At 63.4% G+C, this 14,463-nt stretch carries 17 protein-coding genes and 1 riboswitch; of the genes, 5 read left to right on the top strand and 12 right to left on the bottom strand.

Annotation, left to right across the window (positions count from 1 at the left end; genetic code table 11):
- Positions 1–158: 158 nt before the first annotated feature.
- Positions 159–503: a DUF6894 family protein gene (locus GTW51_RS10005; RefSeq protein WP_163043770.1), complete on the bottom strand. Its 345-nt coding sequence runs from the start codon at positions 501–503 to the stop codon at positions 159–161.
- A 91-nt stretch (positions 504–594) separates the two neighbouring features.
- Entirely contained in the window at positions 595–1,044 is a 450-nt protein-coding gene (locus GTW51_RS10000) for a Crp/Fnr family transcriptional regulator (protein ID WP_163043769.1), read from the bottom strand.
- Between the two features lie 471 nt (positions 1,045–1,515).
- On the opposite strand from GTW51_RS10000, the gene GTW51_RS23900 reads away from it, so the two are divergent.
- On the top strand, positions 1,516–1,779 hold the full coding sequence (locus tag GTW51_RS23900) for an SOS response-associated peptidase family protein (protein ID WP_246232882.1): 264 nt from the start codon (positions 1,516–1,518) through the stop codon (positions 1,777–1,779).
- 25 nt (positions 1,780–1,804) lie between these two features.
- Here GTW51_RS23900 and GTW51_RS09990 read toward each other — a convergent pair whose 3' ends face one another.
- The 3 genes from GTW51_RS09990 to GTW51_RS09980 form a co-directional block, all read right to left on the bottom strand.
- Positions 1,805–2,740 (bottom strand): DUF389 domain-containing protein, encoded by a 936-nt coding sequence (locus GTW51_RS09990; RefSeq protein ID WP_163043768.1) that lies wholly within the window; start codon positions 2,738–2,740, stop codon positions 1,805–1,807.
- A 239-nt stretch (positions 2,741–2,979) separates the two neighbouring features.
- On the bottom strand, positions 2,980–3,423 hold the full coding sequence (locus tag GTW51_RS09985) for a MarR family winged helix-turn-helix transcriptional regulator (protein WP_163043767.1): 444 nt from the start codon (positions 3,421–3,423) through the stop codon (positions 2,980–2,982).
- A gap of 592 nt (positions 3,424–4,015) precedes the next feature.
- Positions 4,016–4,213 (bottom strand): hypothetical protein, encoded by a 198-nt coding sequence (locus GTW51_RS09980; protein WP_163043766.1) that lies wholly within the window; start codon positions 4,211–4,213, stop codon positions 4,016–4,018.
- Between the two features lie 1,152 nt (positions 4,214–5,365).
- Here GTW51_RS09980 and GTW51_RS09975 point away from each other — a divergent pair.
- The 3 genes from GTW51_RS09975 to GTW51_RS09965 all read left to right on the top strand — a co-directional run bounded on the left by GTW51_RS09975 (position 5,366) and on the right by GTW51_RS09965 (position 6,375).
- The gene (locus GTW51_RS09975; RefSeq protein ID WP_163043765.1) at positions 5,366–5,527 is read left to right on the top strand and encodes a hypothetical protein; all 162 of its coding nucleotides are present in this window, start codon (positions 5,366–5,368) and stop codon (positions 5,525–5,527) included.
- Between the two features lie 259 nt (positions 5,528–5,786).
- Positions 5,787–5,963 carry a hypothetical protein gene (locus tag GTW51_RS09970; RefSeq protein WP_163043764.1) on the top strand — a complete coding sequence of 59 codons (177 nt, stop codon included), beginning with the start codon at positions 5,787–5,789 and terminating at the stop codon, positions 5,961–5,963.
- Positions 5,964–6,168: 205 nt separating this feature from the next.
- A complete protein-coding gene (locus GTW51_RS09965) occupies positions 6,169–6,375 on the top strand; it encodes a DUF6494 family protein (protein ID WP_163043763.1) in 207 nt (68 codons plus the stop codon).
- 92 nt (positions 6,376–6,467) lie between these two features.
- On the opposite strand, the gene GTW51_RS09960 is transcribed toward GTW51_RS09965, so the two are convergent.
- From GTW51_RS09960 to GTW51_RS09935, 6 genes are all read right to left on the bottom strand, one after another.
- Complete coding sequence (locus GTW51_RS09960; RefSeq protein ID WP_163043762.1) at positions 6,468–7,427, bottom strand: ABC transporter substrate-binding protein; 960 nt, start codon at positions 7,425–7,427, stop codon at positions 6,468–6,470.
- 31 nt (positions 7,428–7,458) lie between these two features.
- Positions 7,459–8,208, bottom strand: a complete 750-nt coding sequence (locus GTW51_RS09955; protein ID WP_163043761.1) for an ABC transporter permease — start codon at positions 8,206–8,208, stop codon at positions 7,459–7,461.
- A 241-nt stretch (positions 8,209–8,449) separates the two neighbouring features.
- A riboswitch (TPP riboswitch) is annotated at positions 8,450–8,553 on the bottom strand.
- Between the two features lie 318 nt (positions 8,554–8,871).
- Positions 8,872–10,179 (bottom strand): TRAP transporter large permease, encoded by a 1,308-nt coding sequence (locus tag GTW51_RS09950; protein WP_163043760.1) that lies wholly within the window; start codon positions 10,177–10,179, stop codon positions 8,872–8,874.
- A complete protein-coding gene (locus tag GTW51_RS09945) occupies positions 10,176–10,730 on the bottom strand; it encodes a TRAP transporter small permease (protein WP_203566000.1) in 555 nt (184 codons plus the stop codon). Before GTW51_RS09945 ends, GTW51_RS09950 begins: the two co-directional genes overlap by 4 nt.
- Positions 10,720–11,745, bottom strand: coding sequence for a TRAP transporter substrate-binding protein (locus GTW51_RS09940; RefSeq protein ID WP_163043759.1), 1,026 nt, complete (start codon positions 11,743–11,745; stop codon positions 10,720–10,722). Before GTW51_RS09940 ends, GTW51_RS09945 begins: the two co-directional genes overlap by 11 nt.
- A gap of 76 nt (positions 11,746–11,821) precedes the next feature.
- A complete protein-coding gene (locus GTW51_RS09935; RefSeq protein WP_163043758.1) occupies positions 11,822–13,132 on the bottom strand; it encodes a cytochrome P450 in 1,311 nt (436 codons plus the stop codon).
- A gap of 61 nt (positions 13,133–13,193) precedes the next feature.
- Here GTW51_RS09935 and GTW51_RS09930 point away from each other — a divergent pair, with 61 nt between their 5' ends.
- Positions 13,194–13,994 carry an IclR family transcriptional regulator gene (locus tag GTW51_RS09930; RefSeq protein WP_163043757.1) on the top strand — a complete coding sequence of 267 codons (801 nt, stop codon included), beginning with the start codon at positions 13,194–13,196 and terminating at the stop codon, positions 13,992–13,994.
- Here GTW51_RS09930 and GTW51_RS09925 read toward each other — a convergent pair.
- Positions 13,983–14,420, bottom strand: a complete 438-nt coding sequence (locus GTW51_RS09925) for a MarR family winged helix-turn-helix transcriptional regulator (protein ID WP_163043756.1) — start codon at positions 14,418–14,420, stop codon at positions 13,983–13,985. The genes GTW51_RS09930 and GTW51_RS09925 overlap by 12 nt on opposite strands.
- Positions 14,421–14,463 lie beyond the last annotated feature (43 nt).

Below are 14,463 nucleotides of genomic sequence, written 5' to 3'. Positions count from 1 at the left end.
CCGACTACGACGACATCGTCGCCCACTGCTGTGACGCTTGGAACAAGCTCGTCGATCAGCCCTGGAAAATCATCTCAATCGGAATGCGGGACTGGGCGCATGAGTTCTGATCAGCGCACGTTGGTATTACGGCGAAATCTCGCGGCTTGTCGCTGTATCTACAGAACGGTTCGCGGGAGATCCTCGGTCTCGACATGCGGCTCAATTTGAGCTGCCGCGCCGCCTGTCCTTCTGGTAGCGCTGTCTGCCGCAGCTATGCAATTTTCTGGTGAGTGCCAGCCAGCATCAAGCGTCAGCGACGCGTGGAATACCGGTTTGTCGGTCTGATCGCGCACGCTGATGCTGATCACGTGGTGATCTCCGTCCGGCAGTGCGTCGCAGGCCATCCGCGGAAGGGCATCAATCGCGGCTTCCCGCACCCCGTCCAGAGTCTCGCATTCGATGCCGTCCTCGTCGTGGAAACGGACGCCATTATCGTCGATGTCGAAATAATACCGGGCCATGCGAACCTCTGGGCGATATTGCCTGTTCGTCTGGTAGACGCTCCCGCTCCAGCATTTGATCCCGTCACTCCGTCAGAATGTCCTTGGGCGCCTAGTGTCGAGCCTCCGGATCGAGGTGCAGATAGAACGGGTCGAACTCCGCGATTTTTTGCAGGCGTTCCCTGTGCACGATCGTCAGGTGCCGCTTCTCGATCGTGATCAGCTCTTCGCTGCGCAGATCGCGGAGGGTGCGGTTGATCTGCACGACCGTGAGGCCCATCGCATCTCCGATGTCCTGCTGCGTCATCAGCCGGATCGGCCGGTCCGCCAGCCCCACTGCGTCAAGCCGGACGTAGAGCTCGCACAGCATGTGGGCGACGCGCTGGCGCGCGCTCAGTCGGCCGAGGCAGCGCACCCATCGACGTGTGACAGAGCCGTCAATCAGCGTCTCCCGCCAAAGGGCCGAAGCAATTCGAGGGTTGCGGTCGCTGATGTCGGAAAGCGCATTGTGGGGGATCATCGCGATCTTTGACGATGCGATGCTGCCGAGACTGTGATCCATGGTCGGCAGATGCAGTGACTGCAGGTCCGGAATGTCGCGGGAACATAGAAGGACAGGATCTGGCGCTTGCCCTCGCGCGTGTCCAGGAACCTCGCAAGGAAGCCGTCGACGATCAGGACGCAGTGATGGACGCGATCGCCCTCCCGGCTGATCGTCTCATTCTTGCCAATCTCACGGATGGTCGCCGGCAGTGTTCGCAGGTCCGCCAGTTCCGTCTCGTTCAGGCCCGTCGAGCGATGAAGTCGTCTTATAAGGATTTCAGCGGGAGCCGAACTGGAAGCCATGGAGTGTCCAATGGTGAGTGCTTGGGACACACCTGTAGCATCGGACGGTGTTCGAAGACCGACTGGATGATGAAAGGCACGGGCCGCCATTCGGTTCTGCTGCTCCAGCGTACGTCTCGCAGGGTCCGGCTGATGCCGGTAGACAAAGGCTCGTCTCGACAGCGCCATTGCTCCGTGCTCTCCTGCCGTGGTGTGCGATCTATACTCCATCACCAAGGGCCAGACGGCCATCCTCGAGTTCACCCGTGCTATGCGGGACCGGACCGGCAACATGCCGCCGCTGCCCGGCGTCTTTCCCGACACGACGGCGCCGATCGTCCGGAACGGCGAGGAAGGCGTGCGCGAGCTGACGGTGGCGCGATGGGGCATGCCGTCGCCGAGGTTCGCGCTCGAGGGCAGGAAGACCGATCCGGGTGACCCACAAACGACCGTCGGGCGGAGTTGCGTTTAGATCCGCCCCTGCGGAGCGGCGCCATTCACCCGGTGCGTGGCTCGTCGCGCTGACTTGGCCGCCGCCGGTGCAGCAGTAACCGTTTCGCCACGAGAATCGCCCCACCGCCGAACAGGACGCAGGCGACCTCGACCGCCCACCTGGCCGCGGCACCGCCGGCGAGCTCCATGTTGCCCATGGCGAGTCCCATCCCGATCAGCGCCATACTCGGTATGAGGGCCAGCGCCACCATCACGCCCGTGGCGAGGACCTTCATCCGCGACGACACGATCACGCCGCCGGCAACCCCCGCGAGGATCGAGGTGGCGACGCCGCTGCCCTGGATGCTGGACCAGTAGTTCGCCCAGTGGCCGTCGGCCAGGTCCGCCGCGGTCTTGCCGTTCAGCGGCAGCGCGACCAGCATGGCAAGGCCTGCGGCAACAGCAAGTACAAGGTATCCCGCCGCGACGGACTTGAACCCGGCGAGCACGCTCTGCCGGTCGCTGACAATTCCGAAGACGATGCGGAGTAGCGGCTCGAATCCTGGTGCAATTAGCATCGCGCCGACGACGACATGGATCGTGTCGGAAACGATGCCGAAAGCGGCGACCGCACCCGCCAGCGCCATCAGCGCCAGAAAGTTGAACGACGGGTTCGTGTCCTGCCGCATCATCGCGCCGATCTCTTCCCAGATCGCGTCGTTGCCTTCCTCATTGATCGAACGCGACGCTTCAGCACGGATCGTCGCGTTCGGCTCGCTGACAGTCACCGCGCCGGCGCGCAGCAGGTCGTGGTCACTGAGGATGTTGAAGATCTCGAGCGACGCCTGGTTGGCCGACTCGATCGTCAGCACATCCCCTGGCGGGGAAACTGAGGCGCAGGGCTGGAGCGTGATCCGGGCGACGCCCGGATGCTCCTTTATGGCCTCGAGCAGAAGTCGGCATTCTTCGGCAGTGCCGGCAAACTCGATCTGGCGTGGCATTCGATAGCGTCCCTGTCCGGTATCACACGTCGAGGCTTAACCGCCCGATCCTGTGCCTCATATATCTGAGACTCCGCTGTACGTGCGGGGCAAACCGGTGCCTGACCACTCGATGCGCTCCGCTTCACTGTATGGCGGGCTGTGGCGGGCGGGGCGTATGCGTGCGGCCGCCACCGCCGGACGAGGCGCTGCAGATCGTGGCGCGAGGGGAGCGGAAGGAGGGGGACGCGGCGGTTTATTCAGGAGCTGCTTCGCCATTTGCGCAGGATTTCCTCGACCAGCCTGAGGTCCCCTTCCACGCGGTTCCAGTCATGCATCTGTTGGAAGTCGCCTTCTACCGCTTGCCACACCTCCTTGATCCGTCTCTGCATCTCGGTGCCGGAAGGAGTGATGCAGATGACGGTAAGGCGAGCATCGTCTGGATCCCGGGTGCGTTCCACCAAACCTCGTGCCACAAGGTGGTCCACCGTCTTCGAGATGGTCGAGGGGCGAATTTGTAGGATATCAGCCAGACTCGATACAGTGGTCCCCGTATTCGCGGAGAGGGCCACGAGTAGCTCATCGTGGCCCTGATAAAGGCCGATCTCTGCGAGTTTGAGGCCCATCAGGGCCCTCATAGATCTGTTGATGGAGAAGAGCTTCGGCAGAAGCTGCGTCGTCGAGGGTTTCTTGGTTTTGGGCATACCTGAGACGCCCTTTCCTCGAACGCGGAAAGTGGGGATCGCCCCCCTCAATAGCACAGCCGTCCCCCACTACCGCGCCAGAACCAGTGTCACCTAGTGCGATTAATGCCTCTTGCCGGTCTGGCGCTCAATCTCACGCATGACGCTGGTCCAGTATCGGCGGCGGCGCTGCAGCTCCGCGTCATCCACCCAGCGGGCGTCTTTCTGGGCATCCCGTCGGCAGTCTCGCGCATTGAGCCAGGCGCCTTGCGGACCGAGCGTAGCAATAAGCGCGGTAACTTGCCGCCGGATCTCGGCGGAGGGTCGGAGGAAGAGAGCGATCAGACGGCGGATCATGACGGGTCGAACGGGGTCCCGGTACCCTGCTTGATCGCGGCGTTCGCCAATACCCGCATGCTGACGTTTCGGCTGCCGCAGCCGGCGCATTTCACCGGCGCCCGCCACCCGACATATTTCTGATCACGGCCCCATAGCTCAATCGCGCGGGGCAGGGTGAGGTCGAACCCGCGATGGCAGTCGTCGCACGCCCAAGAGAGGCCCATGCCGGCGTCGGCCAAGTCGCTCAGCGTGGAGATGATGATCGGTCGGCGCGTCAGTAGATTTCCGCCTCTCTCGCCCTCAATCTGGCAATGAGGGATTGGAGCGCCGCGATTTTGCGGTCGCTGTCCTCTGCGGCCTGCTTCGCGTCTCTCCAGTCGCCGGACCAGTCCACCACGAGCAGCCAGTCCCTCTGTTTCTCTTCGGCCCTTATATATTGCTCCAGGCGATTTATCCGCTCCTGATCGGTCATGCCCACTCCCTATGAAGAGCATTCCATGCGTCGGCGACGTCAGCATAACCGATGGCCCGCAGGAAATCGTCTCTAACCCGGGCGCTGTCAGATCGCGCGATGGCAGGTCGGTCTCTTTTGCGATCAGACGCAACACCGCGATGGCGTTCTCGCATGAATCGGCGTTCGCGAGTTCGAGCCATGAGGCGAGGTCGTCGTTGCGGTTGGACGGCATTGCGGAACCAACGGCTGCGTGGCATCGAATAGCCTCGTGACCAGTGATCAGTCCACAGCCGCGGATTTCAGGGGACAGAGAACGCACCGGCAACGCTTTCCCCCAATCCTCCCCCCGATACACGCCGGGTTTCGCGGAATGTTCTCGGTTGAGGGGTTCTGAGGCGTACCTGTTGGGAGAGCGAAAGCGCGTGCTCTGGCGGAGAGGAAGTATGTGCGCCCCGCCTATTTGGTTAACGCTCAGAATTCGCTCGGGAGTTCGGCTAGTCCAGTTTTCGTCGTGTATCACGGAGTGTAGGTCAGCACCAGAGTCGCGTATGAGTTTTGGGCGACGCCTCATAACGCCGCTGAAAATCAAATACACTTGCTGCGAAGGAATGAGAAATATTGAAAAGAATTAGCAAACGCACTTAGTCTCCATGGAGTTAAGTTAAAGTGGATTAACTATAATAGTAAATTTTGGATATATACATATTCAACATAGCAATAAAACCTAGAATATTCAGGTGCAGCGGATTATATTCTTCCTGAGAAAGAGGGAGTGACGCCGTTGGGACAGCAGACTGATTTATTCGGGGATGATTTCGCAACGTGCAAGCCCCGCCGAAGCCGCGTCACGAACGACGTTGGGAAGCTTGAGGCCGAGTGCTTGCTCCGTTTGCTTACGGTATGCGAGGCGCACAAGAGGCTTCCTCGCGGTTTTTGCAAGGCTCGTCTGGGAGATCATGGCTGGAAAGCAGCCCGAAGCGAAGGCCGAGCTCGAGGAGGCGCTGCGCATCCGTTCCGGAGCGTCCGGTCCGATGCCCGCTGTGCCCACGCTGCCGGGAAGGAGCTACGGTTCGGCAGATCGTCAATCGAGCGGTCGGACCGCACGAGGGAGATGCCGGTGAGCGCTTCCGACTTGACGGCCCTTATGCGCTACTGACGCCGAAGGCTGCGTTGGCGATCGCGATGGCGCTCCATGAGCTGTGCACCAACGCCGTGAAGTATGGCTCACTGTCGGTCGAAGACGGGTACGTGTCGATCGACTGGTCGATCCGCGAATCCGAGCAGGGGCGTCGTCTGCACTTCGCATGGACCAAACGGGGGGCCCGGCCGTAACGCCGCCGACGCACACGGGCGTCGGGTCGCGCCTGATCGAACGCAGCCTGGCCGCGGAGCTGGATGGGACGGTCGGAATTGCTTTCGATCCGGACGGGGTCGTCTGTACGATCGACATTCCTTTGCCACCAGCTTGAAGGAACATCGCAAGGCGTCCATGGCGCCTTCGATGCCTCTCGGTCTGGAACTCGATGTTCCGAAAGATCCTTCCTGTCTTTCAGGCGAGCACGCCTGTCGTCACCTGTCAGGAGAGATGACAATGGCCGACAAGGAAGTCGAATCCCCCGGCGGCTGGGATGCCAAAATCAACGCCAAGCCCGGGAAGAAGGACAGTGCAGGCAAAGCGATGGGGTATGAGGACGCCGAAACGCAGAAGCGTGAGGATCAGCCTGCGACCGGGAAGGCGAAGGATCCGGCTTCCGATCCAGCCCTGTAGCCGCGGCCTCGACGGTCGCATAGACGTCCCCGCGCCGAGGCAAAGAACTGCCGCGGGGCGTGTTTCAGAGCTGGCCGAGGCAGAGCGCTTAGTTCGGGAGGATACTCCCGAACTTGATAACGCTAGCGCGAACGGCGGCGCTTGGCTTTGCCGGAAACTGCGGCGTATGGTGACGCCGCACCGTCATAATCTCGAGGTAGTTTGCATGACGCAAAATATGGAAACCGACCCCTTCAACGTCTCCATGCGCAAATTTCTGAAGCAGGTTGGCGTGACGTCGCAAGGAGCTATCGAGAAGGCCGTGCAAGAAGGCGGATTGGCGGGCCGTGGCCGTTTGACCGTGAAAGCGGTGATTACAGCGGACGGGACAGATTTGCACCATGTGGTGGAAGGCGAGATCGATCTCGGCTGAGAATCGCACAGCCATCCAGAGAGAGCTCGGGCGTTAGGAGCCCTAGCTCTCACCGGCCAGTCGCGCGACCGATTCCTTGACCAGATGGACAGTTACCAGACCGCAATCGCCACAGCGTCCACCGCGGGCGCGGTCTCGATCAGCCCTGACTCGGCCATGAAGGAACCGAAGCGCTCGTAGCGCCCCCGGTCTAGGGCAGCCGGGCGCTTGGCGAAGCGTGGCAGCGTGTCGATCCACGCCTGCCGGTTCAGTGGGTCGTCGAGGTCAGGATGGGCCTTGATGAACAGCTGCCAGGCTTCCTCCGGATGATTGGTCAGATAGATCGCGCCTTTTTCCGCGGCTGCCAAGAAGCGCGGCAGCCGGTCGTCGGCGACGAGGTCGTCATGCGTGATGTAGATGAGCTCATCGTAGATCGGGACGCCATGCTCCTCGGGAAAGAACGAGCGACCTTCCGCCCCTGCGAGTTTCATCTGCGTCAGCTCAAAATTGCGAAAGCCTCCGATTGTCGCGTCGACCTGACCCGAGATCAGTGATGTGGTCAGCGCAAAATTTACGTTGATGAGCTCGATGTCTTCGGCCGAGACGCCTTCGGAAGCGAGCATGCGGCCGAGCATCGCATCCTCAAAGCCAGAGACCGAAAAGCCGATCCGCTTGCCTTCCAGGTCCGCGAGATTCTGGATGCCCCCGTCCGCCAGCACGGTCACCGTGTTTAACGGCGTTTCGATCAGTGTGCCGAAGCGTTTCAGCGGCAACCCGGCCGCATGGTCGAGATAAAGGTTCGGCTGGTAGTGGATAGCGATCTCGGCCTGGCTTGCAGCGACTAGGCGCGGCGGCGCCGAGGGATCCGACGGCGCGATCAGTTCGACAACCAGACCCTCTTCCTCGAATAGGCCCAGCTCCTCGGCGATCACCAGCGGCGCATGATCGGGATTAATGAACCATTCCAAAAGCACCGTCAGCTTGTCGGGGCCAGCATCTTGCGCTTGTGCAGCGGAGACGTTGGCAAGACCTGCGAGAACAAGGCATGCGGCGAGAACGAGGCTTCGGATCATTGGAGTTCTCCTCTGGGCTTTCGTTTGAGTTTCATTCTGCTTCCTTCGCCCATGGCACCAGCAGCCCGGCGAGTTCGTCGACGAGGAAGCGCAGGACGAGGGTTATGACGGCCAGGATAAGCAGCCCGGCAAAGAGGATGTCGGCCTGCATTCGGGCGTTGGCCTGAAGCATGATGAAACCTAAGCCTCCGGAGGCGCCTACCCATTCTCCAATCACAGCCCCGAGCGGGGCGAGCGGTGCTGCCACCCGCAACCCGGTTACAAGCGCCGGCAGCGCCAGGGGAATCCGGACAAGGCGCAGAATCTGCCAGCGATCTGCGCCAGAGAGCTCCGCTTCCTCCAACAATGTCGGGTCGGTCCGGCGAAGACCGTCGGCGAATGCGGAAGCCACTGGAAAAAAGATGATAAGGCCCGCCATGACGACTTTGGAGGCGAGGCCGAAGCCGAACCAGAGGACGAGGAGCGGCGCGATAGCGAAGACCGGCAGCGCTTGCAGCACCAAGATCATCGGCCAGACGATCTGAGTCATGCCGGGGAGCGAGGTGACGGCCAGCGCGATGACAACACCCGCCAGGGTGCCAAAGAACATCCCGAGGGCGATCTCCAGTAGCGTGATACCGGAATGGTGGAGGAGGAAAGCGCGACGGTCAAACAGCGTCGCGAGCACGTCGAGCGGGGCCGGCATCATGTAGGCCGGGGGCGACAGGACGAGAATCGATATCTGCCAAAGAACGAATACCGCCAATGTTCCGCTGAGCAAGTTCGTCAGAACCCGACTCATTTGGCCGGCCCATTCCCGGGCAGGAACTTTCCCCGACCATGAGGACGATTGCGCCGACGCGACGGCGGATCCCTGCGATCACGGATAGAAGCCAGGGCCGAGAAATTCTCGGCATCATCGGGAGGACGAACGCCAGCTGCCGAGTTCCCTGCCGTGGCGCAGAGAGCCAAGCGAAACGCTTCCTTCTCGCCCAGAACTCGAGCAGCAGCCCTATAGGCCGACAAGTGGCTGGATAAAGCTGACGTGCCCAAGATCCCGTTCCTACGCCGGCATGACCCGGATCAGGTTCAAGGGTTCGGCCATACGGCCGTCTCAGCACTACCCAGTGCACCCCTCGGATGCCCTCTATTCGTACCGGGAGAGCGGGAAGTCAATTCGGCGGACAGCTGAGCGTTCAGGTTCGGCCGCTGAGGGTAGTGATGCCCTGCGGCTTGGGCGGCGGAGTCGTCGGTGCGACGCCCAGCGCCCGCTCGCGCCGTCCGTCTCCGCCGTGCTGTGATCGGATCATCATCACACCGGCGAGACATTAGTTCGGCTCCGGCAGCCTCGACAGCGCTTGCCAGTTTTTCGAAGCATAGCATCAAACCGGTAAGAAACATTTCTTCACCGCAGCCAATCAGCCCGCCACTTCAGCGACTTCGCCGTCGTTCACGGACGACGCATTTAGCCCACAAACATGCGCGAAGGAAGCCACAGCGTCAGGATCGGCAGGGCGACGATCACCGTGAGACGGACGAAATCCGCCAGGATGAACGGAAGGATTCCGGCTATGACGGTGCGCTGCGTTATGCCCGGGACCGTCGACTGCACGACGAAGAGGTTCATGCCGATCGGCGGTGTGATCAACCCGATCTCGGCGACAGTGACGACGATGATGCCGAACCAGACCATGTCATAGCCCATCTCCACCGCCACCGGGGCGAGGAAGGGGACGGTCAGGAGGATCATCGACATGGAATCCATAAAGCATCCCAGAACCACGTAGAAGGCGATGATCAGGAGAAGCACGGCCAGCGGGCCGAGGCCGGTGTCCTTGATCGCGGCGATCAGCGCCGCAGGGACGCCGGTGGTCTCGAGGAAATAGTTGAACAGCGAGGCGCCGATCAAGATGAAGAAGATCATGCCGGTGAGCGCCGCGGTTTCCGTAACCGAGCTCCACAGCGCCTGGCGGTCCATCTCGCCGGACAGGAGCGCCAGAGCGAAGGCTCCGACGGCGCCGACGGCAGCAGCCTCGGTCGGCGAGAACCAGCCGAGATAGATGCCGCCGATGACTAGCGAAAACAGCAGGACGACCCCCCAGACCCGGCGGATGGTCGACAGCCGGTGGCGCCAGGCCATGCGCGGCGTCTGCGGAGCAAGATCCGGTGTGATCGCAACCCGGACGACAATGGCGAGGCCGTAGAGGACCGCGCCGACGATGCCGGGGATGATCGCGCCGATAAAAAGTTGGCCGATCGAGGTGTTGGTGAGGATGCCGTAGATGACAAGAAGGATCGACGGCGGGATGAGGACGCCGAGGGTTCCTCCGGCTGCGATCGAGGCGGAGGAGAGCGAGTCGGCATAGCCGCGCGAGCGCATCTCGGGGATGGCGACGCGGCCCATGGTGGCAACGGTCGCCAGCGACGAGCCGCAGATCGCGCCGAAGATCGCGCAGGCCCCGACCGCCGTGACGGCGAGGCCGCCGCGCACATGGCCGAGAAAGCTCGTCACCATGTCGAACAGGGAGCGGGACAGGCCGGCCCGCGCCGCGAAGACGCCCATCATCACGAACAGCGGAATGACGCTGAGCGAATAGGGAAAGATCGCCTCGAAGGGCGAAGAGCCGAGAATAAAGGCTGCGCCGCTCCAGCCATTGAGCCACCAGAATCCGGCCGTGCCGACGACGCCCATTGCGACGGCAACCGGCAGGCCGAAGGCGATCATCACGAGGGCGCAGACGAAGCCTGCAAAGCCGAGGAGGGTGGCGCTCATGCCGGCGGGACACCTTGCGGGGGATCGAACAGCGTCAGGAACGACGCCATGATCGACAGGGCGGCCCCGACGAGAAGCGGGATCCAGTACCAGACGATCGGAATGCCGAGCTGCTGGGACCGGTCGCCGAAGAGGAGCTGCTGCTGGAAGGTCTGGTAGCAGTTCCACAGGATCAGACCGAGCAGCGCGATGGCGACAAGGCTCGCGACCGCGCGAAGACCCCGCCGCAGCGGACGGGGCATCGTCTCGACCAGGAGGTCGACGCCGACATGCGCTCCCACGAGGAAGGCGAACGGGATGACCAGCCAAGCGCCGGCGACGACGAAAAGCTGGACGAGATCCACGACGCCGGGGACCGGCAGGGAGAACCGCCGTCCGACGATGTCGGCGACGGTGAGAAGGGCCGCCGCCGCATAGGCGAGGAAGCCGCAGGCCGCGGCTCCCGTCACCACCATGCGCGGCACGCGCAGCGCCAAGGGATGCCGTCCGTGCCGCCCACCGCCGAGGATCGGCGGACGGTCTTCCGCGGCTTTCGCGGGATCACTGCTCATACTTGGCGATCGTGTCCTGCATCACCTTGTAGATGTCGTCGGCATTGTCGACGCCCGACGACTTCACCTTGGCAAGGTAGGCGCTGATCATCGGCTTCAGCGCCTCGCGCCAGCGGCCGCGCTCCTCGGGGCTGAGCTTGGAGATGACGTGGCCAGCGTCTTCCGCCTGCTTGCGGCCGACCGCGTCCCACTTGTCCCACCAGTCGCCGATCTTCGATACCAGGGCCTCGCCGGAATATTTGTCGATGCAGGCGCGCACATTTTCGGGCAGGGCGTCATATTTGCGCTGGTTCATCACGAAGAAGAAGGGCACCGTATAGGCCCCAGCATCGAGATGATACTTCAGCACCTCGTTGAGGCCGAAAGAGGCAACCGGATCCCACGGAAACACGGTGCCGTCGATCACACCCTTCTGCAGGCTCTCATAAACCTCGCCGGGCGGCAGGCCCTGGGGCGTCGCGCCGAGGTAGGTGAGCATGTCGGAGATTGCTGGGCTCGGCGTGCGGATGCGCAGGCCCTTGAGGCCGTCCATCGTCTCGACCTTCTTGTCGGTCGTGTGGATCAGACCGCCATTGTGGGCGAAGAGGGCCAGCACCTTCAGCCCCTTGTACTCGTCGGAGAGGTGCTCTGGATAAAGTTCCCAGAGGGTCTGGCTCGCGGCGCCCGCATCCCTGGTCAGGAACGGCATCTCGACGATCGAGGTCCTGGGAAAGCGCCCGCGCGGTATGCCGCTCAGACCGACCGCGAGATCGACAACGCCGGCCAGCACCTGCTCCTGCTGCTTTGCGACGTTGCCGAGCTGCGTGCCCCCGGGATAGACGTCGAAGGTCACCTCTCCGCCCGTGCATTTCGACACGTCCTCCGTCCACGGCTTGACGAAGTCAGTCTGGATGCCGTGAACCGGCGGCAGATAGTGGCTGAGCTTCAGCTTTGTCTCTGCCGACGCGGAACCCGCCGTCAGCGCGGCGGCCGAGACGAGCGAACAGAGCGCGGCGCGCCCGAAGGTCTTGAGCATGTTTCCTCCCGAGAAATCTGCCTGTTGTCGGCGGTGGGACCACCCCGCCATTTTTGGTCGCAGCTTTTGTAACTGTCTATCGTACCATCTGCGGCGTCAGCTCCGCCGGGATCGACTGGTAGCCGCGAAACCGGACCCGACCGCCTCTGACCGGGGGGCCGGCGAGACGATAGTCGGGGAACGCCGCGAGAAACATCTCCAGCGCGATCCGCCCTTCGAGCCGGGCGAGATTCATGCCGGCGCACTGATGTGGACCCATTCCGAAGGCCAGGTGGCGGTTCGGCTGCCGCCCGACGTCAAAGCGGTCCGGGTCGGCGAAGGCCTGCGGGTCGCGGTTTGCCGCGCCGATGCAGAGCGTTATGCTCGTTCCGGCCTGGATTGGGGTTTCGCCGATCTCGCAGTCTTCCGAGGCCGCGCGATTGCCCAGCTGGTTCGAGCTTTCGAAGCGCAGCACCTCCTCGACGGCGGTGCGCATCAGCGACGGATCGGCGATCAGCCGGGTGCGCTCCTGCGGCCATTCGCTGAGCAGCACTAGCGCGTTGCCGATCATGTTGGTGGTGGTCTCGTGCCCGGCATTAAGAATGAAGATGCAGTTCTGCAGGAGCTCTGACGCGCTCAGCGTCTCGCCGCCGGCCTCGCCCTCGATCAGCCGCGTCAGGACGTCCGTCGCCGGATCGCCCGGGTTCATCCGCCGCTCGGCGACAAGCCCCGTCAGATAGGCGATGAACTCAGTCACGGCGGCGTTGCCGCGCGCCAGCTGCGCGTCGGTCAGCACCGGCTCGAGCGCTCCGAGGATTGCCAGCGACCAGTCGCGCAAGGGACCCCGCTCGGCATGGGGAACGGCGAGGAGATTGCCGATGATCTCCACCGGGATGGCGGCAGCGAAATCCTCGATGAGATCCACCGTCTGGCCATCGGCGGCCTTTTCCCGCAGCCGGTCAACCAGTTCGCCGATTAGCGCGCGAAGTCCGTCTTCCATCGCGGCGATCGCGCGCGGCGTCAGCGCGCCGGCGATGATCTTGCGGACCCGCGTGTGCAGCGGCGCATCGTTGAAGACGAGGCTCGTCGTGTGATGCTCGTAGAGCGGCGTCGCGCCGAATTTCGGCCGGAACTCCTCGCTCTTGCTCGAGGTGAAGAGGCGCGTGTCCTTGTAGACCGCGAGGCAGTCCGCGTGCCGGGTCAGGAACACGCCCTGTCCGTCCGGCAACCGCTTGACCGGCTCCGTGTCCCGAAGAGCGCGATAGGTCCGGTAGGGATCGTCGTGGAAGACGGCGGGCAGGGCGCGGAGGTCGAAACTCTCCGTCGGTAGCGCGACGCCGTCACCGTCCGCCGGACCTTCGACCCGCGAAAGATCAGGCGCGAGTGCGCCGCCGAGCGATGCGGTCATGAACTTCCTCCCGATTACGCATCGGTGATATTAGGTTACGCAGATGTCAATGGAGAGGTGCATGCCGACGGATCGCGAGGAGCCGGATGGCGGGCCGTCAGAGGCTCGGCGCGGGGTGCAGTCGGTAGAGACGGCAGCTGCGGTCCTCTACGCGCTCTCCGGTCTCGGCCGGGCCTCGCAGCTGGGAGACGTCGCCCGGGCCGCTGGGATCGCTCCGGCCAAGGCGCATCGCTATCTCATCGGACTGATCGCCGCGGGGCTTGCCGAGCAGGAGCCGTCCGGCGTCTATCGGCTCGGCACCGGTGCGATGCGGATCGGACTCTCGGCGTTGCGGCAGATGGATGTCGTGGCTCTGTCCGGGGAATACCTTGAAAGCATCCGCGACCAGACCGGATTTTCGGCCTTCTGTGCGGTGTTCGGCGATGGCGGGGCGACCGTGGTGCGACAGTCGGAGGCACTCGACGCCGTCGTCGTCAACGTCCGGCCGGGCTCGATCTTGCCTCTCGCCACCTCCGCCACTGGCCGCGTCGTCTGCGCGTTCGGATCGCCCCTGCCGGTCGTGCGGCGGCTGGCCGCGGAGCACGGCATCGACGTGGCCGGAGCCGAGCAATTGCGGAGCACGATCGCGGTCGGCGTGGCCACTAAGGGCATGGTCCAGATCGAGGGGCTGCTCCTGCCGGGCATCTCTGCGGTCGCCGCGCCCGTCTTCGACGACCGGGGCAGTCTGGCGGGGGTGTTGACGACGCTCGGGCCGTCGGCGGCGTTCGACGCCGCGCTCGCCGGTCCGGTCGCGGGCGCCGTCCGCAAGGCGGCGAAAGGCCTATCCTTAAGGCTCGGCTATTCGTCCGATTCAGCGCAATGAGGGTGCGTCGAGCACCCGCTCGAAGGCCGTCAGGGCCTGCTCGACGGTGCGCCGTTCCTCCGGTGTCAGATCGGCGAGAACCGCGTCGGACAGCGCGACCATCTGCGGGAAGATCGTGTCGTGCGCCTTGCGGCCGACGGGCGTGATCTCGACCTGATTGAACCGCCGGTCTTCCTCGCTCCTCGACCGCTTGATCCAGCGCCGCGTCTCCAGATCCTGCAAGGCCCGGCTGACCTTCGTCTTGTGCATGGCGCTGGCGGTGCCGAGCTCCTTCGCCGTCGCGGTGCCGAGCCGGGCGAGATGGGCGAGCACCCGCCATTCCGGCCGCGTCATCCCCTCGCTGTCGCGATAGACCGGCATCACCCGCCGACTCATCAGCTCGGCGATGATGTTGAGGCGGTAGGGGACGAAGTCGTCGAGATGCATGCCGTGTGGGCTCGCCCTTGATGGTTACAATTTGGACCAATAG

The organism is Aurantimonas aggregata (genome assembly GCF_010500835.1).
Classification (GTDB): Bacteria; Pseudomonadota; Alphaproteobacteria; order Rhizobiales; family Rhizobiaceae; genus Aurantimonas; species Aurantimonas aggregata.
This window is presented reverse-complemented; position numbering and strand designations above follow the sequence as displayed.